General features: G+C 39.8%; 23 protein-coding genes. 8 read left to right on the plus strand and 15 right to left on the minus strand.

Features of this window, described 5'->3' with window-relative positions; all coding sequences use genetic code 11:
- Positions 1–16 precede the first annotated feature (16 nt).
- Entirely contained in the window at positions 17–826 is an 810-nt protein-coding gene (locus FIB07_04665; GenBank protein ID NJD52140.1) for a hypothetical protein, read from the plus strand.
- Here the strand turns inward: FIB07_04665 and FIB07_04670 are convergent, their stop codons facing one another.
- The 3 genes from FIB07_04670 to FIB07_04680 all read right to left on the minus strand — a co-directional run bounded on the left by FIB07_04670 (position 827) and on the right by FIB07_04680 (position 7,314).
- On the minus strand, positions 827–3,739 hold the full coding sequence (locus FIB07_04670) for a PAS domain S-box protein (protein NJD52141.1): 2,913 nt from the start codon (positions 3,737–3,739) through the stop codon (positions 827–829).
- Between the two features lie 10 nt (positions 3,740–3,749).
- Entirely contained in the window at positions 3,750–4,760 is a 1,011-nt protein-coding gene (locus FIB07_04675) for an ABC transporter substrate-binding protein (GenBank protein ID NJD52142.1), read from the minus strand.
- Positions 4,761–4,953: 193 nt separating this feature from the next.
- The gene (locus tag FIB07_04680) at positions 4,954–7,314 is read right to left on the minus strand and encodes a PAS domain S-box protein (protein NJD52143.1); all 2,361 of its coding nucleotides are present in this window, start codon (positions 7,312–7,314) and stop codon (positions 4,954–4,956) included.
- Positions 7,315–7,597: 283 nt separating this feature from the next.
- Here FIB07_04680 and FIB07_04685 point away from each other — a divergent pair, with 283 nt between their 5' ends.
- A complete protein-coding gene (locus FIB07_04685) occupies positions 7,598–7,816 on the plus strand; it encodes a hypothetical protein (GenBank protein NJD52144.1) in 219 nt (72 codons plus the stop codon).
- A gap of 10 nt (positions 7,817–7,826) precedes the next feature.
- A complete protein-coding gene (locus FIB07_04690; GenBank protein NJD52145.1) occupies positions 7,827–8,024 on the plus strand; it encodes a helix-turn-helix transcriptional regulator in 198 nt (65 codons plus the stop codon).
- A 109-nt stretch (positions 8,025–8,133) separates the two neighbouring features.
- On the opposite strand, the gene FIB07_04695 is transcribed toward FIB07_04690, so the two are convergent.
- The 3 genes from FIB07_04695 to FIB07_04705 all read right to left on the minus strand — a co-directional run bounded on the left by FIB07_04695 (position 8,134) and on the right by FIB07_04705 (position 11,943).
- Positions 8,134–8,397, minus strand: a complete 264-nt coding sequence (locus tag FIB07_04695; protein ID NJD52146.1) for a hypothetical protein — start codon at positions 8,395–8,397, stop codon at positions 8,134–8,136.
- Positions 8,398–8,522: 125 nt separating this feature from the next.
- A complete protein-coding gene (locus FIB07_04700) occupies positions 8,523–8,780 on the minus strand; it encodes a hypothetical protein (protein NJD52147.1) in 258 nt (85 codons plus the stop codon).
- A 4-nt stretch (positions 8,781–8,784) separates the two neighbouring features.
- A complete protein-coding gene (locus FIB07_04705; protein NJD52148.1) occupies positions 8,785–11,943 on the minus strand; it encodes an isoleucine--tRNA ligase in 3,159 nt (1,052 codons plus the stop codon).
- Between the two features lie 102 nt (positions 11,944–12,045).
- Between FIB07_04705 and FIB07_04710 the strand changes: the two genes are divergently transcribed.
- The 4 genes from FIB07_04710 to FIB07_04725 are packed head-to-tail and all read left to right on the plus strand — an operon-like array spanning position 12,046 to position 14,502.
- A complete protein-coding gene (locus tag FIB07_04710) occupies positions 12,046–12,444 on the plus strand; it encodes a universal stress protein (protein ID NJD52149.1) in 399 nt (132 codons plus the stop codon).
- Positions 12,445–12,476: 32 nt separating this feature from the next.
- A complete protein-coding gene (locus FIB07_04715; GenBank protein ID NJD52150.1) occupies positions 12,477–12,884 on the plus strand; it encodes a DUF2111 domain-containing protein in 408 nt (135 codons plus the stop codon).
- Positions 12,854–13,327, plus strand: a complete 474-nt coding sequence (locus FIB07_04720) for a GNAT family N-acetyltransferase (GenBank protein NJD52151.1) — start codon at positions 12,854–12,856, stop codon at positions 13,325–13,327. Before FIB07_04715 ends, FIB07_04720 begins: the two co-directional genes overlap by 31 nt.
- Positions 13,324–14,502 (plus strand): hypothetical protein, encoded by a 1,179-nt coding sequence (locus FIB07_04725; protein ID NJD52152.1) that lies wholly within the window; start codon positions 13,324–13,326, stop codon positions 14,500–14,502. Before FIB07_04720 ends, FIB07_04725 begins: the two co-directional genes overlap by 4 nt.
- Before the next feature lie 19 nt (positions 14,503–14,521).
- Here the strand turns inward: FIB07_04725 and FIB07_04730 are convergent, their stop codons facing one another.
- From FIB07_04730 to FIB07_04765, 8 genes are all read right to left on the minus strand, one after another.
- Positions 14,522–15,385, minus strand: coding sequence for a RimK family alpha-L-glutamate ligase (locus tag FIB07_04730; protein NJD52153.1), 864 nt, complete (start codon positions 15,383–15,385; stop codon positions 14,522–14,524).
- A gap of 32 nt (positions 15,386–15,417) precedes the next feature.
- A complete protein-coding gene (locus FIB07_04735) occupies positions 15,418–16,080 on the minus strand; it encodes a hypothetical protein (protein NJD52154.1) in 663 nt (220 codons plus the stop codon).
- A 99-nt stretch (positions 16,081–16,179) separates the two neighbouring features.
- A complete protein-coding gene (locus FIB07_04740) occupies positions 16,180–18,570 on the minus strand; it encodes a hypothetical protein (GenBank protein NJD52155.1) in 2,391 nt (796 codons plus the stop codon).
- Positions 18,571–18,575: 5 nt separating this feature from the next.
- A complete protein-coding gene (locus FIB07_04745) occupies positions 18,576–19,055 on the minus strand; it encodes a thioredoxin family protein (GenBank protein ID NJD52156.1) in 480 nt (159 codons plus the stop codon).
- 126 nt (positions 19,056–19,181) lie between these two features.
- Positions 19,182–20,591, minus strand: coding sequence for a 4Fe-4S binding protein (locus FIB07_04750; protein NJD52157.1), 1,410 nt, complete (start codon positions 20,589–20,591; stop codon positions 19,182–19,184).
- A gap of 2 nt (positions 20,592–20,593) precedes the next feature.
- Positions 20,594–21,358 (minus strand): cytochrome c biogenesis protein CcdA, encoded by a 765-nt coding sequence (locus FIB07_04755; protein ID NJD52158.1) that lies wholly within the window; start codon positions 21,356–21,358, stop codon positions 20,594–20,596.
- A gap of 1 nt (position 21,359) precedes the next feature.
- Positions 21,360–22,487, minus strand: a complete 1,128-nt coding sequence (locus FIB07_04760) for a hypothetical protein (GenBank protein ID NJD52159.1) — start codon at positions 22,485–22,487, stop codon at positions 21,360–21,362.
- Between the two features lie 178 nt (positions 22,488–22,665).
- Entirely contained in the window at positions 22,666–23,133 is a 468-nt protein-coding gene (locus FIB07_04765; GenBank protein ID NJD52160.1) for a DUF255 domain-containing protein, read from the minus strand.
- Between the two features lie 97 nt (positions 23,134–23,230).
- On the opposite strand from FIB07_04765, the gene FIB07_04770 reads away from it, so the two are divergent.
- On the plus strand, positions 23,231–23,536 hold the full coding sequence (locus FIB07_04770) for a hypothetical protein (GenBank protein NJD52161.1): 306 nt from the start codon (positions 23,231–23,233) through the stop codon (positions 23,534–23,536).
- Between the two features lie 17 nt (positions 23,537–23,553).
- Here FIB07_04770 and FIB07_04775 read toward each other — a convergent pair whose 3' ends face one another.
- The gene (locus FIB07_04775) at positions 23,554–24,465 is read right to left on the minus strand and encodes a 2-phospho-L-lactate transferase (protein NJD52162.1); all 912 of its coding nucleotides are present in this window, start codon (positions 24,463–24,465) and stop codon (positions 23,554–23,556) included.
- Position 24,466: the final 1 nt, after the last annotated feature.

Below are 24,466 nucleotides of genomic sequence, written 5' to 3' on the forward strand. Positions count from 1 at the left end.
TATATTTAATTGACTTATGCCAGAAAACAGCAGAACATACAAAATAATTATTTTCATCCTCTCAATATTATTGATCGGATCATCTGTGTTTTTATTCGTAAGTCTTGAAGAAATAAAACAAAAAGATACATCTATCGCAGCTTTATCCGTTGAGGTAACATCGCAAAAACAACAAATTTCACAACTTGAATCTAACATCTCAGACCTGAAGGAAGATCTATCCAGGACAGAAATGCTCCTGAGGAACGAAACTCAAACACGCCAGAAGCTGGAAGGAGAGATCGTAAATCTTACGATGGTCACCAAAAGTGACTACGCAGTGCTTGGTGTCGATGATAATGATATCGGGCATGTGATACCTCTTGAAGTCATAATTAAAGATGGTAATGGAAAGTTGTTTCTTGACGTCGCCAATATTCTTGTTGATGAATCAATGCAATCATCCGCCCAGACCGCAATAAAAGTAGCCCGGGAAGCGACAAGGACAAGCCTTACCGATAAAGATATCCTTATAAATATCAAAGCACCCATCCAGGATGGGAAGTTGAGTATTTCAGGGGGCAGCGCAGGCGGAGCTATTACAATAGCAGCCATTGCGGCAATGAAGGGAATACAGCCGCGAGAAGATGTGCTTATGACAGGAACGATAAGAGAAGACCATTCAATAGGACAGATCGGTGCGCCAAGGGCAAAAGGCATTGCTGCGCGTGAGAATGGCGTAAAGCTGTTCCTTGTGCCGCCCGGTCAAAAGGGAGAGGCAGGGGATATAGGGATAGAAGTGATGGAGGTCAGGACTATTGAAGAGGCTGTAAAGTATGCGATATGATCAATGTTTATTATTGAATTTAATATGAAATTCTGTTCCGTGATTTCGATTTAAATATATCTCGCCATGAAGCTGGTTTTCTGCCAGTATCGTGACCAGATGTAAACCTAATGATTCGGTTTTTCTAAAATCCAGATCTTTAGATATGCCAATGCCATTATCCCCGATCACAAGTTCAAGCATATTTTCACCAGTTTCGAAAAAAGCGATCTTGATTTCACCTTTTCTTCCCTCTGGAAAAGCGTATTTCAAGGAATTAGTGACCAGTTCATTGATTATCAATCCGCACGGAATAGCAAAATCAATATCCAGTCGAACGTTCTGGATATTCATGTTGAGCTTCATATTTCCCGAATTGGAATTATAAGACTGGAAAAGGTTAGCCACCAGATCGTTGATGTAATCATTGAAGTCGATTTTTGCCAGGTCTTTTGACCGGTAAAGTTTTTCATGGATAAGAGACATCGACGAGATCCTGTTCTGGCTTTCTGTAAAAATATCGATCACATTTTTATCTTTAATATACTGGGTCTGATGATCCAGAAGACTGGAAACAATCTGCAAATTGTTCTTGACACGATGGTGGATTTCTTTCAGAAGCGTTTCTTTTTCCTGGAGGGATGTCTTAATCTTATCCTCAGCAAGCTTGCGCTCAGTGATATCCCTGAATACTACCAATCCCATTTGCTTACCCGCAAATACAACATTATTTCCGGTTATATCTACCGGGACCATCTTGCCGTCTTTTCTCAGTATCGGCAGATCATTTAAAACCGCTGGCTCTTTTTGTATTCCTTCTTTAAATGAAACCCTGATTCTTTCACGCTCCTCTTCCGGATGAAGCTGAAAGATTTTCATTGTTAAAAGCTCATTTTTATTGTAGCCTGTAAGTTGCTCAGCCTTTTTATTCGCATCTACAATGTTTTCTCTGGTATCTACCAATATAATCGCATCACTGGCATCGTTCATCAAAACACGATATTTTTCTTCAGATTCCCTTAGCGCCTCTTCCGCATGCTTACGGTCGGTTATGTCCCTGATTATCGCCATCTCCGCCCGTTTACCTTTATAATCAATCAAAGAAGCATTTATTTCAACAGGTATATTTTTGCCTTCTTTTGAAATGATTGCTATTTCATATCTATTCGGGATTTCCTCTCCTGCTAATCTCTTTTTATAGTTGTTAATTACTACTTCTTTAAATTCCGCAGATACGAAGTTAATGAATGATTTTCCAATTACCTCCTTTATGGGGTATCCCGCGATTTCAGACATCTTTGAATTTATAAATTCCAGAAAACCATTCTGGATAATAACAATTCCATCATTTCCTTTTTCCACAAGTGTTGAGTATTTCTTTTCACTTATTTGCAGTGCCTCCTCCATATGCTTACGGTCTGTTATGTCGCGGGAATTAATTATGACCTGGACATTAGTATTGATTAATCCGGCCTTATCATCCATCGTTTTGCCTACTGCTTCAAGAACGCGCCATGAACCGTCTTTATGTTTGAAACGAAACTCAATTGACTGGGCAGAACCCGGATTTCCAATTACTTGATTAAAAGAGCTCATGGAACGATGCAAATCTTCCGGGTGTATGAATTCAAATGCTATTTTGCCAATCAACTCTTCAGCTTTATATCCGAGCACCCGTTCGACAGAGGGACTCTGGTAGCCTATTGTTCCATCTCTATTAAGAATTGTAATAGTATCCAGGGCGTTTTCGATGAATGAGCGGAAAAGTTCTTCCTTGCGACGCAGTGTATCCTCCATCTGCTTACGATCAGTAATATCCTTAGCTACATATACGATCCCAAGTATGTTTCCTTCATTTCCGCGCATGCTTGATATCGATAATAATACGGGTATTTTTCTTCCATCTTTTGCAAGGCAGGTTTCTTCTAAATTAATGATACCTTTTTTGAATAATTCATCCAGCCATGGACTGCTGGATTGCGTATTTTCATGAGAAAATAGCTTATCAACAGGCTGTCCCACAAGCTCTTCTGATCCATATCCCAGCAATTCACATACGGCTTTATTCACTGTCTTGATATTACCATCAGTCGTGGCGACTACCAGTGAGTCGAACATGCTTCTGATAATATTCTCCACATATTCGTTTGAAACAGTTGTTTTTTGCAGCTCTTTGGCCATTTTATTGAGGGCAGAGGCCAGTTGCCCTACTTCATCATTCGATTGGATCGGGATATTTACATTTAAGCGCCCCTTACCGATTTCATTGGTGGCGTCCTTTAGTTTGTCTATTGGCCGGGAAATGGATCTTAAAGTAAAGTAAGAGAGGAATATTCCAAGCATCAGGATAAAGACGTTAAGAATTAAAAATATTTTAATACTTTCATAAATAAGCCTCTGCTGTTCATGAAAATTATCCTCTTTATCATTCGTAGTTTTTAACAACAGTTCGCTATTCTTCTTTCTGTTTTTATCTATCAGTTGATAAATTATAATTCTTCTTTCATTGATTTCTCTTGAATTTGCAGGATTATTTTTTAAGGCCACTATATTGTTAAAATTCATGTTAATTTCATTCAATATCATTTTCATATCCTGAAAACTATTTATTGAATTATTATTACTGGAATTTTTTTTTAAAGACTCAATAATTAAATTCATTTTCTGGAAATCTTTATTGGCCTTGTCCTGACTATCTTCATCATTAATTACAAAATACCTGTCCAGGTCCCTTTCCAGGGTTTCCATGGAAATAGAGAATTCTTGCAGTGAATTGATCTGGGAATTTAATGGCACTGCCCGGTCTGCAAGGATACTTATTTCCTCCATTTCCTGATAACTTATCAGTGTCATACCCAGATAAATACCAATAAAAATTGAGAAACCAAGTAAAATTTTATTTCCAATAGATAATTTGAGTATTTTTTTAGACATGTTTTTCGAATTAGTGAATAATTTCAGCGTTTTTAAGTATCTCCGGATTGATAATTACACCTAACTTTTCTGCAATCTTCAGGTTCAGATAAAGTCTGCCTTTCTTGTTTGTAACTATCGGGATATCCGATGGGCGGGTACCGTTAAGAATACGCAAAGCTGCCATTGCTGACCATTCTCCCTGTTCCTCAGCTATTTTTGTCATACCTATTAACGAATAGGGTGGCATCCAGTCCAGAGTTGCACCAGCAGGGATTTTTGTATTTTCCAGAACAAAGGCCTGAGCTTCATTATTGTCCCAGTCTGTTATCCCGGCGTTATTTTCAAGTATAACGATATCAACTTCTTCCTGAAGCTTCAGGAAATCCCTTTTCCATTCTTCAAACGTCGTAACATGATATTTCCTGGTGAAATTAATATTATATAATTTCGTATAATATTCTGCATTCTTCCGGTCAGTAGTAGTATTTCCTGCAATAAACCCGATCCTATCACCCTTTGAATATTCCTTCAAATAAGAGATTAGCTGCGGGGTTAGACTTACTTCTATCATTCCGGCAGTATTTTCGTATGGTGCACCATAAATAGAAACATCCCAGTTTATACCACAGAAAACAACAGGCAGGGCTGCATCCCTGTAATAAGGCATTATCACATATTTGAAAGCAGGATCATCGCAAGTAATAACAACGTCAGGCTGAAAATCTTCAATAACAGATTTTGCTTTTATCCCTTCCTGTTTCCCGAAATCTTCAGAATCGTTTCTCTTGGTATCCATCCTGAAGATTTTAAGTTCAATGCCTGTATTATTAAGTATGTTCTCAATACCTTTTGTCTCACCATCGCTCCATTCATAACCTGTATTATAGGAATCTATGTAAAGAATTTTTTTACCTTCAAAAGTTTTTGTGGACGCTTCATCGGCTTTGACATCTTTTGTGGAACTTCCAGTTGTCATGCAGCCAGAAAATATTGTTATCAAAATCATGCCAGCCAGTAACAGGGTTACTTTTTTTTTCAAAGTTTCTACCTCTATTTTCTATCGCCTGCGATGTTTCTGTTAATTGACATAATCATGAGCATGGAATTCCATTCAATTATATAATAATCGTAATGATGATAATGTACTATAAATAATTAACTCCCCACGGATGATGATTTCAATTAAAGGGAATGCATTTGTGATGCGGTCTCCCCATCCATATTACCATGTATTATGATGTCCCTCTGAACTTAATTTGAAATTCTGTTCCATGATTTCGAATCAGGTTGATTTCACCATGTAGCTGGTTTTCTGTCAGTATAGTGACAAGGTGTAAACCCAATGATTCGGTTTTTCTAAAATCCAGATCTTTCGGCAGACCAATGCCATTATCTCCGATCACAAGTTCGAACATTTCTTTATCCGTTTTATGTAATACTATCCCGATTTCGCCTTTTATATCTTCTGGAAATGCATATTTTAAAGAATTTGTGACCAGTTCATTGATTATCAGTCCGCAAGGAATGGCAAAATCAATATCCATTTGAATATTTTCAATGTTCATATCCAATGTTATTTTTCCAGAATTGGAATTATAAGACTGAAAAAGGTTAGCCGTCAGATCATTTATATAATCTTTGAAGTCTATTTTTGCCAGATCTCTGGATTGATAGAGTTTTTCATGGACAAGAGACATCGATGCTATCCTGTTCTGGCTTTCTGTAAAAATATCGATCACATTTTTATCTTTGATATAATGGGTTTGATGTTCAAGAAGACTGGAAACAATTTGCATGTTGTTCTTGACGCGATGATGGATTTCTTTAAGAAGTGTTTCTTTTTCTTTCAGGGAGACTTCAATTTGTTTTTCTGCCAGCTTGCGGCGTTGATCGATCCTGTAAGCTTCTATAATATTTGCACATGTAGTCAAAAAAGGCTTCAGATACTCTATAATATCTTCATTATAATCCTCAGGGCAATTAGCAACACCAATCATGCCATTAAGTTTCCCTCCATGATAAAACGGTATACCTAAGAATTTATAAATCTGTGGATGCCCTTCAGGTAGACCTCCTCGCCTGGAATCTGTTGAAAGGTCATTGGCAATTACCGGTTTTCCATCTGTTATTACTGAACCGAATAGCGTTTTAAGATCATAGAACTCAATTCCTTGCGGAGCATTCTTTTCATAGAAATCTTGATTCTCTTTATTCCATGCAATGTTTGTGAATGCATGGATTTTTAAAAATGGATCATCTTTTGCAGTATAGAGGATCTCACCGATGAAACCGTATTCACTTTGGGTCAATGAAAGAACATTGCTTAAAATGTCATTAAGTGTAATTTTTATATCTGAATCAACAATAAAATTATCCTGGACGTTTTTTATAGTATCCAGCAGGTTGCGGCTTTTGTTTAATGCTTCTTCTGTCTGCTTGCGCTTTGTGATGTCCCTTGCAATTTCAATACCTGCAATAATATTATCTGTTGAATCCTTTAAGGGGGAGGATGTTATTTCATAAAATAATTTCTGTCCATCCTTGATCACAGACCTTTCTTCAATATGGATTTTACCATCCATAAATGTCATATTCACCGGGCAACCCTCACAAATGTGACCTTTGTGTTCATATTCCCTGTAACAATATTTGCCCTTTTGGTCTCCTGTAACATCCTGATGTATCTTATTCTGGTATAACACCTTAAAATCAGTATCCTGGATACTGATCGCATCTCCAAGTGCAGCAATAATACTCTCTGTTTTGGCTTTTTCTTCTGCCATAGCCAGTTTTTCGTATGGTAGTTCTACAGATGATTTATATAAGTCAAGATAAAAATAAAAAAATCCGGTAATTATTAGAAAATGCCCTGAGAATTCATAATCAAAGTAAACCAGATTACTGAAAAGTATTATGATAGAACCATTTGTTAAATTTAGAAAATTTTTCTGATTTGTTTCTCTAGCTCTTTTTATATAAAGATAGCAAGTGACTAAAGTAATAATTGTAATTACGGATAATAATATAGTTATAGTGGAATAACTATCAAGTTTATATGCTGCAAAGATTAAATCCTCATGAAAGAAAACAGGTGCCGCTAAGATTAAATCCTCATGAAAGAAAACAGGTGCCGCTAAGATTGATAATATTGCTATTATAAACAAGATCATTATATTTTTGTTAATCAATCCAGGAAGTGAATGATCATATATATATGCACTAAAAAGAAGTAAAATGGCCAGGATGAGTCGGGATTCAATAAAGAAAATCCCTGCTTTATGGGATGAATTGGGATTGATGAAATCAGGCATAAAAGGATAGGAAAGTAGATGAAACAGGATTAAGATCCCGGTAATAAGAAAAGTAGCGCCAAGTAAAAGAGAATGATTATCCTGGCTTTTATTATATGCATACCACGTTATGCCAAAAACAGAGATTGCCACAAATACGGAAAATAACTCAGAAATTATCTCCAGGGGTTCTTCCAGTGATTTTATGTTATCCGATTCTGAAGAATCAATGGTTTCCTCAAGAAAAAACCCTATCAAGAAAACTAACACTATTATTGCAAACAGTTTTAACGCATGTTTCAAAACTCACTACCTCATTAATTGTTGAATTTTTTATTGATTCTTAAGTTCCTGTTATCTTTTAATGAGTTTATAAATGGATTTGTGAAAATTGTGTGAATCTGGAATTATTTCTTAAGCAACTGTTCTGGGTTGCTGGCATCTTAAAATAGCTTTTTTCGTCAAATATCTGTAGATTTAACAGTACCTTATAGACAAAAAGATTAAATATATATACTTAATGTACAATATACATTACATAAAGATGATATAACTTGACAGAAAATTATTACGAAAAAACACATAATTGGCAGATGAAAGAATACAGATGATATGGCTAAAGGCAGGTGACGCAACCTTTAGAATGTTTGCTTTAAGGTTTGGATCGCTATTTTTTATCAACTACTACTATCCTTTTATAAGACCGTTGACATCCGAAGGTGCAGGCAGCATGTTTGGATATCTCGCTGCTATCATGATGATATGCCAGCAGTTCCTCTTTGCATATTACAAAAGCAGGATGTAGGCGATAGCGCATGAGAAATACTCTTAAAGTACAAAGGGCAATTCATGATATGACTCAAGATGATCTTGCAAAAAAAGTGGGTGTTACCAGGCAGACGATAAATGCCATTGAACTAAAAAAATATGACCCATCTTTAAGTCTTGCCTTCAAACTGGCAAAATTATTTAATGTGACAATAGAAGAGTTATTCAAATACGAAGAAGAGTAGTTTTCAAGCCTGATGTTCTCTGTACTTACCATCAATCAATTCCAAAAGTAGCCTCAGTGAGTTAGTTTCTTTTTTGGGATTTTTGATGGCTGCGATAAACAAATTTGTGTCAACCAAAAATCGACGGATGTTTTTTCCTAATTTTTTCTTTGATGTCACTACGCACCTTGCCGACTACTGCATCGACGTTAATTTTCTTAAAGTCTTTCTCAAGCTGCTCCGCCAGTTCTTCGATATTTACCTTTTTTATAATCAGGAGGTCATTCTTAACATCTGCTATGAGCAGTTTAAAACTCTCATTCAGCTTTAGCTTCTTTCTAAGGATACCCGGAATAACGATCCTGCCAGCCTTGTCGATGCTCACAATTTCCATATTATACCATTATGGTAATTTGGTATAAATATTTTTATATCGACAATACAGTCGAGGCATAGCTGTGCGGTAGAATGGCGCAAAGCTGTTCCCTGTGCCGCCTGGTCAGAATGGCGAAGTTGAAGTTATTCGTGATTTCTCCATTTAGTATCATTTAACCACCGTTTCATCCTCCAGGGGTCTAAACCAGTTTGAAGATACTCCTTTTTGTTAATCACATCAATAAGAAGGTCATCAAGTGCCTCCATTTTCTTATCTGATAGAATCTTGAAAGCGTCAGATTTCATAAACTCCTTGATTTCTCCCTCCAGTTTTAGAAGTTCGAGCCTGTTGGAAATTACCGAGAATCTATTTTTGAGGTCTATCACAATATCAGTCATCATTCCCCTACTTCCTCCTCCCTATCCCCACCCTCATCTTAACATCCTCTACATCCCAGTCCTTCACAAGCTCACCCTCTACATCAACCTCAGGGCCTATCGCCAGTGATTTTGCACGTACCTCACCAGCTATGAAATCTTTCATTTCAAGAACAAGTATAGCAACCCTTTCATCCTTGATCTCCACTGCTGCCCTTATTTCTTCTTCTACTGCAAGATCAAGCTCCTTTCGCATATCCTGAATCCTGCGAATGACTTCGCGTGAATAACCTTCGGATTCAATTTCCCGGGTAAGTTCGGTGTCCACATATACGTCGCCTGCTGAGAATCCCGCTGCTGCAATGGCAGGCGGGATCAAATCCTTAAAAGTAACCATCTCGGCGGTGATGGTCCCGGCCTTCAATTCGAAACTTCCGGTTCCCACAATGGATCTTTTTATTGCCCTGCCATCTGCTGTTTTTAGTTCGGCAATGACTTTTCCTGCGTCTTTCTTAAAAGCAGGACCAAGAACTGCATGATTGGGAAGGACTTCAACGCCAAGCTCATTGAAAGTTTCACCGGTCTTCAATAAGACGATCTCCTTGGCATTTGTCTGTTCTTTCAGTACGGTTTCAAGGCCCAGAACAGCTTCATTTACGATTTCATTCTTTGGCGCTACTACAATTCTTTTAACAGGCCATCTCAATTTGCGTTTGAGTTTCTGCCGTGCATTCGAGGATGCTTCCACTATCTCCCTTATGATATCCATCCTCTTTTCAAGTTCAATATCAATAAATTTCTCATCCGGCCCCTGCCAATCGCACATGTGAACGCTTTCAGGCGCATCAGGATGGATATTTCGCACGAGGTTCCCATACATTTCCTCAGATATATGAGGTGCAAACGGAGCCAGCACTTTTGTCAGGGTGACAAGAACTTCGTATAAAGTATAATATGCTGCAAGTTTGTCAGGATCATTCGCTTCAGTCCATGTCCTTGGCCTTATAAGCTGGATATACCAGCGCGAGAGGTCTTCAAGAATGAATTCCGATATTGGCCGCGTGGCTTTATGAAGATTGTACTCTGACATTGCAGTTTCAATCTTCTTGATCAGGCTCTGTACTCTTGAAAGGATCCACCTGTCCTCAACCCTGAGCGGCAGCGCGGCAAGACGCTCTTTAACGTCCACGGGATTGAAATTATCAAGGATCATATAGGGCAGCGGGAACCGATAAACATTCCACAGGATGTTGAGCATCCTGTTAATAGTTCCGACTTCTTCCCATATGAATTTCAGGTCATCCCAGGGCGCATTTTGCGAAAGCACGTACAAGCGAAGAGATTCTGCCCCATATTTGTTAATAACATCATCAGGAGAAACCACATTGCCAAGGCTCTTTGACATCTTCTTTCCTTCCGTGTCCAGGGTAAAACCATGCATCAGGACGCTTTTATAAGGAGCTTTCCCGAATGAGACCATGCTTGCTCCCATCTGGGAATAGAACCAGCCGCGGGTCTGGTCATGGCCCTCGGTAATAAAATCGGCAGGCCACCATTCCTTATACGTTTTCTCATCGCGCGGGAAATTCAATGTTGCCCATGATGCCACTGCTGAATCAAACCATACATCAAATACGTCAGGAACGCGGGTCATTCTCTTTTCGCATTTACTGCACTTGATATGGATATTGTCTACATAGGGCCGGTGGAGATCCGTGAGATTTTTCACACCCGACCTGCTCTTTAACTCTTCCATGGTCCCCATTACTTCTGTCTCGCCGCAAAAATCGCATATCCATACCGGGATCGGGATACCCCAGTATCTCTGGCGGGAGATGCACCAGTCGCGCGACCCTTTTACCCAGTCGGCAAAACGGGCTGAACCTGCCCAATCAGGGTACCATTTTACTTTCTTTATCTCATCAAGCATTTTTTCCTTCAGGTCAGTAACTCTCAGGAACCACTGCTCTGTGGCAAGATATATTATCGGGGTCTTGCATCTCCAGCAATGACCATACCTGTGCAAGATTTTTCCGCTTGCAAGCAGGAGATCTTTTTCAGAAAGGTCATCAAGAACTACTTTATTAGCTTCCCTGACATGCATCCCTTTATATTCGCCCGCTTCCTCAGTATATTTTCCATCAGGCCCGACAGGACAAAAAATGGGGAGCTTGTGTTTCATTCCAAGTTCAAAGTCGTCAATACCGTGACCCGGCGCGATGTGGACGCAACCTGTGTTTTCAGCAGTAACAAAGTCAGCCATATAAACATTATGGGGGAACGTGTTCTGTTTTGGCACTTTATGCCCAAGAGGAGCTTTATATTCGATCTTAAGATCTTCACCCAGAATAGTTTCAAGAACCTCAGATTTCTGGTATCTTCCCTGTTTCAGGACATTTTTCAGAAGTTCTTTTGCCATTATCAGGATCTCTTCCTTTTCGTTCCTGGTCGCTCTTACTTTTACGTACTCAAACGAAGGATGAACCGCCACAGCGATATTGGCAGGAATAGTCCAGGGGGTTGTTGTCCATATTACTATGAAGGTATTCTCCTCACTGGCAACAGGGAACTTGATATAGACCGAAGGGTCTGAAACATCCGAGTATTCAACCTCGGAGTCAGCTATGGCAGTTTCACACCTGGGACACCAGTTTACGACCCTTAAACCTCTTTCAAGAAGGTTCTTTTCATGCGCTTTCTTAAGAGTCCACCAGGCAGCTTCAATATATTCATCGCGCAGCGTCATGTATGGGTCTTTCCAGTTAAGCCAGACACCCAGGTTCTGGAACTGGAGAGTCATTTCATCACGATGTGAAAGCGCGAATTCCTTGCATTTTGCCACGAAATTCTCCACACCGTATTTTTCAATATCCTTTTTTGATTTGAATCCAAGAACCCCTTCGACTTTTACTTCTATGGGAAGACCATGCATATCCCATCCTGCCCGGTCAAGAACATGGAAACCGTTCATGGATTTATAACGCAGTATCGAGTCCTTTATAATTTTATTCCAGGCAGTCCCGAGATGTATGCGTCCTGTAGTATAAGGCGGGCCGTCAACGAAAAAGAATTTCTTCCCGTCTATCCTTTGTTCTCTCACCCGGGAATAGGCATCAATTTCATCCCATAATTTATGGATTTTCTGTTCAAGTGATTTAGCATCATATTGCCCGGCTTCTTTTAGCATAAAATAATCTCCAAGGTAATGAGTGGTTAGTAAGGCGATGAAGCAATTAAAACCTTATGGTACTGTAAGCTTTAATATTGTTTAACGCCTAAAAAATCATTTATGGTAAAAGTTGAAGTTCTTCTGGCGACCGATGGTTCAGATTCGGCAAAAAAAGCGGAGATAGCGGCTTTAAAAATCACAAAATCATATAATATTCGAATGGCGGCCCTGTATGTGGTGAATGTCCCGTCCACATCTGAACAGGCAGAATTGATAAAATTCGGTGAAAAAGTACTGGAAGAAGTGGCCGAAGATGGAAAAAAGATGGGCATAGAAGTCCAAAAAATATTAAAACTCGGAAGTCCGGCTGACACGATTCTTAATGTGGCAAAAAGCCTCAACGTCCATACTATCGTGATGGGCTCTGAAGGGAAAAAAGGATTAAAGAGAGTACTTCTGGGAAGCGTAGCCGAAAACGTTGTAAGGAATGCGCAATGTAGCGTCCTTGTTGCAAGATGATCCGATTATAAATCAAGGGAGTGACATGAAATATGAAATATACTAATATCCAGATATCAGCAGATTCAGGTGCAGAAGATATTGCTCACTTTGCACTGGCAATACATGAACTTCTGGGGCTTCCGGTTACTATGAGAAGCCTGAATAAAAAAGGGGTCAGGATCGAAAAAGGAAAGATTCTTGATAATAATTATTCAGGTCCCGTACTTGAAGCAGTCCTGAAAGAAAACAAGACATTGCGTACAATTCCCACAAGCGGCAAATACGCCGGGATTCCTGTTATTGTGGTACCGATTAGAAATAAAGAAGGCTATGGCATTGCTGCCATCGGGGTAGTTGATGTAGTGGGTACGGTGGACCTTGGTTTCATCTTCGGTGATTATCCTGAAGTGGTAAAACAGGTCCAGGAATGCGTGAGGGCACGCGTGACGGTTCCTTGAAGGCACATATCCGTTTAGCAACAAAGGAAGATCTTGCTGCCCTTTTGAATCTTGAAAATATATGTTTCAAGGAAGAGACATTTCATAGAAGGCAATTAAAATACCTGCTGCAGAAAGCCAGATCGATAATATTGGTCGCAGAAATTGATGGCAATATTATCGGATCGATTATAATCCTGTTAAGAGAACATATTTTAAATGCAAGGATATATTCTTTTAATGTGCATCCAGAACACAGGCGCAAGGGGATAGCAAAGTTGCTCATGGATACTGCCTTTGAAATATTAAAAGAAAAAGGATATAAAAAAATCACGCTTGAGGTAGGGGTCAATAACCGGATCGCCCGGAATCTATATCAGTCAAAGGGTTTTATTGTTGATAAAAAGCTATACAATTACTATACGAATGGCGATGATGCGCTGCATCTTATAAGAAAATTATGAAACTTAAAAATGGCATAATAGTAGTGATATTTGCGTTATTAATACTATTAATACCGGCAATGCCGGCAACACAGGCTGCAAAAATCGACCATTATAAACAAGGAATCGGATGTGCTTTTACAGATAAGGTATATATCCAGGGATGCATCAACGACTCGAAAAAACAAGGCGCAGATGCCATAATCTATGGACTGGATGCACGTTCTATAGACCAGATCCGTAATTATGGAGGAACGGACTATCTTAAAATAGCAATCGATAGGTCACATGAGCTTGGGATGAAGTTTATCTTTGTTTTTGACCCGAAGAAATATGCATCAGATGCCAAGTCGAAAAATCTATTTGAAACCGAACCACAAGCCAAAATCGCATTCATGTCAGACTTAGAATGGATGCTAATAACATACCCTGAGCTGGATGGTATTCAAATTGAAGAACCAAATGGCCAGGATAGTCCAACCAGATTAGCTTTCAATAACAAATGGTTTACTGAGATGTATCAACTTGTTCGACAATATAAAGTAACTCAATCATCATATGATAATTTCTATTTTGGATTCAATTATCCAAGCAATAGTTATTCTGGCATATCAACGGGTGGTCTTGATGTTTCTTACATAAATGGAAAAAATCCTCTCAATGTTCCTCTTTTTAACGCCTTCGAGTTTCAATTGCCTACATCTGATCAGACCCTATCAGACAGTGAAGCAAAAACCATGTACGAGAATTTGTTAAATACCTGGAAATCCCGTTTTACAAATATAGATGTTGGTGCGTGGATTTATGTATCGTCCAGTGGACTTATAAATAAACCAACATGCATAAAACTGCCTGCTGGAGGATATGGTAGTCCTGATTGTTATAACCAGCAGTTTTTCTCGGAGTTATCCTATGCAAAACAGAAGAGTTACAAAGCCATAATATTTAGAGAAGGATTATTGGCAAGTGGGAATAATGTTACTCTTCTGTGGCCGGATTCCGGAAATTATCCGGGTTCAACCGCAGAAGAAAAAGTAATTAACATCTGGAGAGGTTCTGTTCCGGCCATTACTCCAGAAAGCACTTCGACCTTGATTCTGACTCCAGCATATACCTATGCTGCTCCTGCTGTGGCTGCCACAGCATTAATATTAATAGGATATAAGTATGGAATATTTAAAAAAAAGAGGAAATAAACATGTTATTTTGGAATTATTATACCAGTGCGTTTATTATCTTTTCGTAAATATCCTTGTCCACTACATCCTCATATCCATCATATATGCTTGGATTATCGTTTATCTCGATGACCTTATATCCATCATTTGTTTCTTTTACGTCAAGACCATAAAGACCATTGCCCACACATTTTGACAGGGTTATGGATATTTCCTTCAGTTCCGGTGAAATAGAATCCCTTGATATTGGAATAGTATCTCCCCACACATTTCTCCCATTTATCTTTGATTTTACCTTCCAGCCTCCTTTTGGCATGCAATACTTGCATAAATAAATCACTTCATTCCTGAGTATCCCGACACGCCAGTCAAAATCCGACTGGATGTATTCCTGGAGTACAAGAACTTTAGCTTTTATCAGTAAATGTTTTGAGATTTTAATGAACTCGGCTTCATCCCTGGCTTTTTCAACATGGGATGAAAAACGCGTATATGGTGTTTTAATTATCACTGGCAATCCAAGAGTCTTGAAAATCAGATCAAGATTTTCCCTTGAATAATCGCCTTGAAACAAAATGGACTTTGGCGAAGGTATATTATTTTTCTGGAAAAGGTCATGGAGTATTGCTTTGTTCGAACATGTCCTGATAGAGTGAGGGTCATCGATGACCTTCAATCCTGATTGTTCGGCAAGTCTTGAAACGATGTACGCCGAATTACCAGGATCAGTGGTCGCCCTGATGAAAAGGGCATCATAATCTGCGATTTTCGAAATATCGTCTTTATAGATAAATTCAAATGCATGCCCCATCGATTCTGCGGTGGACTTGAATTTATTCAGGGCGCTGCGTTCGGATTTATCAGTAAAGTTATAACCTTCGACAAAACATGCTATTTTCATACCATACTCTTCTCATGCTGTAGCATCAATTTTTATCGGCTTCCAATCGTTCTTTCGCCGATTATCTCGTGCACTTTATCATGAACAATATCCCACTTCACTTCTTTTTTTGTTGCAGGTTCGCAATGGTTCAGTATGACACCACCATCGTCTATCTGAACAACCAGTTTACAAATAGGGATATTGAATACATCATAAAATTTTTTTGCAAATTCTGATGTTTCCTCGCTGGTTGATTCCCCGAACATCTGTATTATTTCCACCACTTCTCCTGTAAGAGGATGTAACGAGACAGGAAATCTTGCACCCATACTCATTCTCTTTATCATTCCGGGAAGTTTTGAGCCTGAATCTACCACTTTCATTGAGTTATTGGTAAAAGGATTTACGGCAAACATTACTACCGGGGCGTCAATTTCACTCCTGAGATATGTTACAAGCCTGTAATTACTGGTGCGAAGGCCATTTCTTTTCGCTTTTTCCATCAAAAGCGGGTTCCTGTATGCATCCATTATTTCGGTACAATTCGGTGTGACCTCTACTCCAAAGGTTTCAGCATGCGCAGATACATAATATCCCATTCTTAAATAACGGTAGTCATGGTTAACATTAAGTACGCTGTCGTGTACTGGTTGCCCTAAAAAATTAAACGGATTAGAGTCGCTATCATCTTCGTCTTCACTGACTATAATCATTGTTGATATCAGTCCGTTACCTTATCATTATAACCTGAGTATATAAAAGTAACGACATGCAACAAAGGTTTTAAGTGAAATATCCTTATCCAGCCAAACTTATCCGTCTTTTGATTTTGTTTTCACTGCCATTATCAGGATTATTCCTAATGCAAAAAGTACAACGCCTATCCATGCAAAATTCACAGCAGGAATTATTTTCAAAGTGAGTGGTACAGTTCCGCCGCCAAGACCCTGGAATATAACATATACGTCGGTTCCTGTTATGCTGCTGTCAACAAGCGGGAATGTCCCGCTTCCGCCGTCTGATTGAAGGTATTCTGCAACTCCACTTCCGATTTTCCTGTTATCCTGGTAAACTTCAAGCCGGACGCTCTGGACATTATATTTGCCTGCAGCTGTTGCCCCACCTGTGATCTGTTCAGGGCTTGAGAAAACAATGAGATCGCAGGGAGTTACTGCTGTACAGGGCGAACCTGTAGAATTACTCTTGAAACCTGTCATCAGGAAGCCTTCCATAGTAAGTTCCAATCCTTCCTGGATGTTCAAAGGTTCATCCGACTGTGTTGCGGCCCAGAGGCCATCTGTGTATGTTCCATCATTTATTTTCATATAGGTCGTATAAACAACAGGAGGCGGAGACTGAACATTTGCTACATCTGTGACTTTTCCGCTGATTTTTACATTATTACTTACATAATTTTCAGGACTTCCGTATATTTCCGATATACTTACTGCTCCTGCCGGGACATTCTTAGTTTCAGCAAGGTTGCGTGTTGAAAAATCAATTATTTTTATACCATAGCCATGTCCGACAGGGACCAATTCTCCTTTCGTGGCAAGAGGTATATTGATCCTGTCAATGGTCTGGGTAAAATTTGAACTTAAGATTGCACCTAACAGGATAAATACTACGCCAAAATGAACGATAGCTATGCCAATCCCTTTTATTTTGGGTTTGATGCTTTCGATCCTGAGATAAGTTATGAGACGCTGGATCGTTGACCATGTGGCGTATATCAGGGATGGGAAAATAGATATTACAGAAATATTACCTATCAGTTTATAAAAGGGAGGCTCCCTTGCCCAGAAGGGACTGCTATGATCAAGCACATAAAATGTCTCTGTCCGAAGGAACATGGTAACTATCGTCAGACCAATTACTATGAATAATATCTTTTTCTGCTCTTCCTTTTCCCTCTCATTATAATTCAAACAGAACCCGAGAGCAAGCAGCAATACTATTGTGAAAGGATAGCTCCATACATTGAAGAAATTCTTTGTATCTGAGGCAACACCTACTTTGAGTCCCTGTGTAAGCTGGATGAACGCAGGGAAGGAAATACCCCATAATGAGATAAATGCCAGGATGACGAACAAGAGCAGGGTAACATAGAATATATTTGTTTTATTCCAGAATCCGCTGTCCTCAATTATTTTATCCGGCTCTTCAAAATAACGCCGCATACCCAGAACTAAGGAGACCAGCGAAACTATAACAATGAATATTATAAGCAGCGTACCCGTGGAAGTTTCGCCGAAAGCATGAACTGAATTGAACAGCCCGCTCCTGACAACTATTGCGGCATAAAGCACCAGTATAAATGATACGATGGCAAGTATTGGTGCGGCTGTTGAAAATGTGGTTTTATTCTTCCTGTGAAGAGCTGCAGCATGCATGAAACCAGTCAGCGTAAGCCAGGGTATAAATGAAGCTGTCTCGACCGGATCCCATGCCCAGAACCCGCCCCAGCCCAATACCAGGTATGCCCATACGCCGCCTACCGCAATACCCATACCAAGCAATAGCCAGGTAAATCGTGTCCACTGCCTGCCAAGTTCCTCCCAGCCATCTTCTTTTGTAAGAAGATATACAATTGCTGCAGCAAACGGTATTGTCATAGTTGCATAGCCAATGAACATAAAAGGCGGATGGACGATCATCCAGAAATTGACAAGGAGCGCATTAAGGCCATTGCCAACCTCAGGGACAAAATCAGGTTGCAGAGTCCCTTTCGCGATCATTTCAACGACTTCAGGCCGCTCGATAATAAGCTTGAAAGGTGTCTGTATGAGAGTAAGTATGATTAAATAAATCCCGGTAAGCAGAGTTATAATCTGGGTTCTTCTTGCAAGCGCAGTTGAATGCTTTGTAGTCCAGGCAAGCCATGCAGCTGACAGGTACACTACCCATACCCACAGGAGGTACGTTCCGGGCTGGCCTGCCCAGGTACCTGATAGCTTATATACAAGGGGAAGGTCGCTACTTGAATATTGCCAGACATAGTCATATTCAAAGTTGCCATTTACAAAATAATACGTAAGGAGAAGATAAGAAAATGTTAAAATCCCTGCCACCAAAATTATTGCAGGCGTGACAAACTTATTCAATAATTCGATATTTTTCAGATCTTTCAACAGCAATCCGGCAAGTGCAATAACGCTAACTGCAAGACTTGCATAAAGTAATATATCACCGAGTGGTATCATTTTTTTTATCTCCTTACGTCATCTCTTATCTTCGTAACAATCGGAAGTAGATAATCCGCATCAACAGCACCTGGTACCCGTTGCAGGATATTACCTTTCGGGTCCATGAAAACAAGATATGGGGGATAGCTCACCGCGTATTGCCGGGCGACTTCCCTGTCGATATCAAGATCCATTGCTACAAGAATATAGTCTTCCTCAAGGATCTTCTTTACCTGGGGGTTCCCCAGTGTATTTGTCTGGAACCCGGCACAATACTGGCACCATATAGCCCAGAAATACATCATTATGGGTTTATTTTCCTGCTGGGCGATCTGGAAACTCTCCTCAAGCCCTGATGCTGCACGATGGAATTTTATTCCTCCCAGATAACTGGCATTCTTATCGCTTAAAGTAAAATTACTAAGCGCAGTATTATAACTAAAATACGCAAATAATAATATTAATACCAATACAATTATTGACACTAATTTTTTGGTTCTCATATGTTATTTCCTATTGTTTTGAATCGAATATAAGTATATATGTTTTATCCATTTTTTTGCAGATATTGAATTGTGGTTATATCTATCCTGTTTGGCCATATACTTTACGTCGGATGTAAAGTTGATTTAGATTATAGGTAAAGTCAGAATCTTAACTCCAATGATTAAATAAACAACAGCAGTAAATCCAATCGCAATCATACTTTGCTGCAATTCGTTTTCATCCAGTGAATCCCTTTTGCTGATAAGATAGCCTGCCCATAAGGTGAAGATAAAACCTGAAACCAGCAGGAGTATCTGCAACCTGTTGATCGTATCAAAATCGGGTGAAAATTCCCATAATCTCCCGAAGAAGCTTCCGATGCTTGCAGCTATATAAAACAATCCTTTTATGAGGCGGAATGTGTTTTCAGCAAGATAGACCGACAAACTCAGGGGGATGAAAGCATAGGATAATTCAATAAATTTTTGCTTTGCTTTTTTCCCTGAAGTTGCCCTTGTGGAAATATACATCAATCCTGCTGCGCCAAGCGTTATCAGGGCGAATATGATTATAGCCCACATATTTCTCCAGTAAAGGTCAAGAAACGTTATTGAATCAACAGGAAGAGTTGATTTTACAAAACTGATGATCACATTCCTGAATTGCAACCGTTCCATACCCAGGACAAAAAGAAATATTATGATTATCCCGTGAACCAGGTATGCTTCAGCAAGATGTATCTTCTTTGAATGAATTAGATCCGCTCCCGGAAGTCTCGGACTTAATCTGATATTCCCCTTTGAACATGATTTGACGCATTCCATACACATGATGCACTGGTTGTTCCTTTCCATAGTCTGGGGAAACTCACCGACTGGGCAGGCTTTCCCTGATTCGTTCCCTAATACACATTCCTTGATATCATGATCCTGGCATGTTTTCTTTGATTTGCATCGCAGTTCTATGCTTGAGAGCATGGAGAATAAACCCAGAACAAGCCCGATGGGGCAGATGTAGCGGCAAAAGCTTCTTTTTTCGTAGATAGCTCCCATAACCACAGCAAGCCCGGTGAAAAAGACAAGAAGATATGCAGTATTCGGAGGGTTTCTTGTGAACATGAACAGATGCCGCTCTGCTGCGAAAATGAAAAGGAAAAGTATTACTGCTGCCCAGAGATTGCGGTATTTTTCAGGATATTTCCTGTTAAGGCTGAAAACAGACTGCGTCCAATCGCCGACAGCTCCGATTGGACATGCAAAGCACCAGAGCCTTCCAAAAAGTATCAGGGTAAAAGCAAGCAGTGGATGCCACAAATCCCATATCATGGTTGTGGCGAATGGTATTCCCCCAGGGAAACGCAGATCGGGTTCGCTTGAAAGACCAAAATAGATTATTATTAGAAGGAAAATAAATAAAAAAAAGTTGACAACCGGCTTAAAAAACCTGTTCTTTACAATGTTCCTGAAATAATAGACATCAAGCAGGTCATATTTTTCTATGCTTTCGTGATTTTCTTTATCTTCGTTTTTTCCAATCTTTTTTTTATTTACCATAATTAACCAAAATATAGTCCATAAAGCCTTGAAATTTCATTGTCGATATTGACTGAATAAGGAAGGAACAGTATCTTCAGATATTTATCTATGCCAAATAGCATCATCAATCCCACAAGTATCAGGATCAATCCGGAGAGTTTCTTAAAGAAATGGCTTCTCTTTGAAAACCATTTGACGCGGCCTGACATACTTTTTCCCGAATATGCTATAACAAGCATTGGTATGCTGACACCCAGGGAATATGCAAGAAGAAGAATCATACCAGAAGAAATATTACCAGAACCTGCTGAACTTTCGGCTACCACAGAGAATACTGAACCCAGTATCGGGCCCACGCATGGTATCCATAGTATTCCAAGCGACATTCCCAGGAATAGACCGCCCAGAAGTCCTTCAGGATTGGCTTTTGAGGTAATTTTTCCAATAAAAGTCACATGCTCACGGAAATAATTCAAAATGGAGCTTGATATTTTCACATAAATTTCATTCATATCATCGTCAAACAGCACCGCACCCATTCCTATAATTACAAATATCGAGAACCAGCGCAGGTATTCTGTAAAAAAACCAAATGATGCGACTGTAAAAACAAGAAGACCCATTAGTGTGAAGCTCACAGTCATTCCGGTGACAATCGCAAGAGGACGAAGCCTGCTCCCTACAGAACCCGATAAAACCGCAGGCAGGATGGGAAGAACGCATGGCGTTGCAACTGTTGCCATGCCTGCCAGGAATACCAGTAATATAGGGGGGGCTTCAACCATTTTATGTTCTTGCTACCGCATCAATATTATCGCTTTCGGCCTGTATGGTCGAAAGGGCATCTGTCATTTTGATCACAAGAACATTACCTTTTGTTTCGGGATTATATTTGGCAAGACCTGCTGGAACGGATTTAGCATCCGTGATATTGAATGCCTTGATAAGTTCTACTTTACCTCCTGCAGGGGTTAAACTCATGTAATCCATATCCGAAAAACCGGTCTTTTCAGAGAGCACAAGCGCATATGCAGCATCCTGGTAATCCACGGCATCAAGCAGTGGTTTATAGGTGGAATATGAAGTACTCATGCTGTTCGGGTCATTTATTAATTTTGCAGCATTATCCGCATTCTGGCTATGTCCGTATATTAGCGGTCTTGTCGTTACAATATTTTTCATTCCAGGCTGGATCTTTGCTTTTATGGATGCATCATTTTTGCTGTCATAACCCAGGTCATGAAGTTCTATCCATGAATCCGTGCTGAAATCAGCGCTATACATACCTATTATTTTCTTACCATAGAAGCCAGTCGCCTGAACCTGCCCCTGTAAAATCGGGGTTTCCAATCCAGTTCCTGCAAGGGTCCTGGTATTAACAAAATATGCCCTGTTTACACCTGCTGGTGTGAGTTTCAGGCCGTCGGCGATTGATTTGAAACTATCTGGCAGTGATAGCGTTGACAGATCAACTGATGGGGCAGGCGTAGCCTGGCTGGCAGGCTGGCTGGCTGATAATCCCGTAACAGGAATTCCTGTTGGTAAGTAGCTCTGTGCTTTTGTTGCTATGCCGATGCACACATCACAGAATGAGGCGTGGTCATCATAAACACCACTATCTGATACGAAGCAATCTCTAACAGACTTGTGAGGTTTTCCCTCGGATACTATGCTTCCATGATCTCCGCAACCGCAGTAGCATGGTATCTGCTCAAGCACCTCAGGATGCTCAGTCGCGTATTTATATGCTTTCAATGTCATAGCATTAGTAACTGCAAAATCCGGCATTTTGCCTGCTGCTCTTGGTGCAAATATCGGTAGATAATTATCCTTCACAGGAGGCGTGTTTGTCCCTGCCCCACCTCTATTTCCGTATTCTGTATCGATCAATTCCCTCACCTGCTTAAGAGTCATTTTCTGGGCCGGTTCTGTTTTTTGCGAACCACCACTCAGGAGAACGAATGCTCCGATGAGAATAATTGCTGCGACTGCAATTATTATAATATTATTATTATTTCCTTTCTTTTTCGTTATCTTTTTGTTCTTTTGTGCATTATTTATTTTCTTTTCAGGCTTCATTTTCATGCCTCCTTTATTTTACGATTTTATTTATTTCATCGAGGAACGTTTGATTTGTCCTGTATCCAAGTATTCTTTTTATTTCAGTTCCATTTGAATCAAGGAATATTTCAGTCGGAGTAGCGCGTATCTTAAAATTCCTGGTTTCTGTTTTTTGATTATCCACATCTATAGAGACCAGTATGAAATCCGTATTCAATTTTTCGATCACGGTCTCGTTAGTGAAGGTTTCAGCTTCGAATTGTTTGCATGCCCCGCAATATTGCGACCTTGCATATACAAATACCGGCTTTCCCTGTGCTTTTGCTAAAAGGAGGGCCGGATCAACTTCTGTGTTGAAGGTCAACCCCTGTAACGTTATCTGTTTCTGCCCCGGAATTTTTTTATTTGAAATATTACCTGCCATATCGCCTGATCTGGCACTCAAACATCCTGAAAGCAGGACAAAGAGAATGATTAGTACGAATATCCATTTCTTCAAGTTCTATCCTGTTTACGATGAGTGTAAAGTTATATAAGGATTGCGGTTATCAATTGTGAGCAGGGTTTTATTATAATAGCAGGACAATACAGTGATTATGCCGGAAATAAGTGATGACGACCTGGAAGCAATGCTTGAGCGTAAACCTACAATGCGTGAAGCAAAGGTAGATGACCACGCCCTCATGGTAAAGGCGCTTGAACATCCTGTCAGGCGAAAGATGATAAAAACAATAGGAATATTCGGGAAAACAAAGCATGAATTGAAAAAAGAAGTCGGGGTGGATGAGGCCATGTTAAATTTCCAGATAGATTTCTTTATTAAAGGAAATTATCTCAAAATTGAAGAAGGTAATTACAGGCTGACTGACAGGGGACTTGTTTTGTTATCGAATATCCCGTAATTATCCACGAAAATTTATCAAATATCCTGAAATAATTTAAGTATATTCCTTGCCAGCAATTCACTTTTTTCAACTGATGTCATTATTGTATCAAACCTTACTGTTTTCATGCCAGAATCCGGTTCTTTTGCAGTATCCTTATCGTCAATAACCATAATATCAAGAATATCCCCATAATACCGGGCAACTCCGTTTGATGATACAGGATACCCTTTTGCACCCATCAATTTCCCGGCAGGACCGCTAACCGGGGAATCCCCTATTATAGGGCTTACAGCTATAACGTTCTTTGTCATTAAAATTTCCCTGATCCCTTTCAGGGCAAGTATCGGTCCTATGCTTGTTATGGGATTGCTGGGTCCGATAATTACATTTTTCTCAAGTTCCAGGGCATCCAGTACTTCTTTTGTAGGCATGGCCTTCCTGATCCCCGTAATATCAACATCAAGAACCTCCGGAGTTCCACGGGAGCCGACCCAGAAATCCTGGAAATGCAGGATACCTTCCGGCGTTTTTATCATTGTGTCCACTTTTTCATTACACATGGGCAGTATCTTTGCTTTTATCCCAAGCGCGGCAGACAGCGAAAGTGTAGCTTCTGTTAAAGAAGCACCTTTTTGCATAAGCACCTCCCGGAAAATACAGGTGGCGCGGTCAGCATCCCCGATCATGAGTTTTTCACTGATGCCCATTTTTCTTAATGCATTATTCGTATGAAAAGTGTCATTCCTGATACCCCACCACTTTGAGGTATCAAGCGCTCCCGAAAAAAGATACAGGATCGTATCCACATCGGGTGAAACAAGGCTTCCTGAGACCATTATATCTTCTGCCGTGTTCACAATTACAGTGATTTCCTCATCAGGAATGATCTTCCTTATGCCCTGAAGGAGTTTGGGCGTACCTGTTCCGCCAGACAGGAGGATCATA

The sequence above is a fragment of the Candidatus Methanoperedens sp. genome (genome assembly GCA_012026795.1).
GTDB lineage: Archaea > Halobacteriota > Methanosarcinia > Methanosarcinales > Methanoperedenaceae > Methanoperedens.

Coding starts and splice junctions, on each gene's coding strand:
- FIB07_04720 (NJD52151.1), top strand. CDS start 12,854: ATGCGTGAGGGCACGCGTGACGGTTCCTTGAAGGCACATATCCGTTTA.
- FIB07_04770 (NJD52161.1), top strand. CDS start 23,231: ATGCCGGAAATAAGTGATGACGACCTGGAAGCAATGCTTGAGCGTAAA.
- FIB07_04715 (NJD52150.1), top strand. CDS start 12,477: ATGAAATATACTAATATCCAGATATCAGCAGATTCAGGTGCAGAAGAT.
- FIB07_04775 (NJD52162.1), bottom strand. CDS start 24,465: ATGATCCTCCTGTCTGGCGGAACAGGTACGCCCAAACTCCTTCAGGGC.
- FIB07_04725 (NJD52152.1), top strand. CDS start 13,324: ATGAAACTTAAAAATGGCATAATAGTAGTGATATTTGCGTTATTAATA.
- FIB07_04670 (NJD52141.1), bottom strand. CDS start 3,739: ATGTCTAAAAAAATACTCAAATTATCTATTGGAAATAAAATTTTACTT.
- FIB07_04710 (NJD52149.1), top strand. CDS start 12,046: ATGGTAAAAGTTGAAGTTCTTCTGGCGACCGATGGTTCAGATTCGGCA.
- FIB07_04695 (NJD52146.1), bottom strand. CDS start 8,397: ATGGAAATTGTGAGCATCGACAAGGCTGGCAGGATCGTTATTCCGGGT.
- FIB07_04735 (NJD52154.1), bottom strand. CDS start 16,080: ATGATTATAGTCAGTGAAGACGAAGATGATAGCGACTCTAATCCGTTT.
- FIB07_04665 (NJD52140.1), top strand. CDS start 17: ATGCCAGAAAACAGCAGAACATACAAAATAATTATTTTCATCCTCTCA.
- FIB07_04705 (NJD52148.1), bottom strand. CDS start 11,943: ATGCTAAAAGAAGCCGGGCAATATGATGCTAAATCACTTGAACAGAAA.
- FIB07_04730 (NJD52153.1), bottom strand. CDS start 15,385: ATGAAAATAGCATGTTTTGTCGAAGGTTATAACTTTACTGATAAATCC.
- FIB07_04760 (NJD52159.1), bottom strand. CDS start 22,487: ATGACTCTTAAGCAGGTGAGGGAATTGATCGATACAGAATACGGAAAT.
- FIB07_04700 (NJD52147.1), bottom strand. CDS start 8,780: ATGATGACTGATATTGTGATAGACCTCAAAAATAGATTCTCGGTAATT.
- FIB07_04750 (NJD52157.1), bottom strand. CDS start 20,591: ATGGTAAATAAAAAAAAGATTGGAAAAAACGAAGATAAAGAAAATCAC.
- FIB07_04755 (NJD52158.1), bottom strand. CDS start 21,358: ATGGTTGAAGCCCCCCCTATATTACTGGTATTCCTGGCAGGCATGGCA.
- FIB07_04740 (NJD52155.1), bottom strand. CDS start 18,570: ATGATACCACTCGGTGATATATTACTTTATGCAAGTCTTGCAGTTAGC.
- FIB07_04690 (NJD52145.1), top strand. CDS start 7,827: ATGAGAAATACTCTTAAAGTACAAAGGGCAATTCATGATATGACTCAA.
- FIB07_04745 (NJD52156.1), bottom strand. CDS start 19,055: ATGAGAACCAAAAAATTAGTGTCAATAATTGTATTGGTATTAATATTA.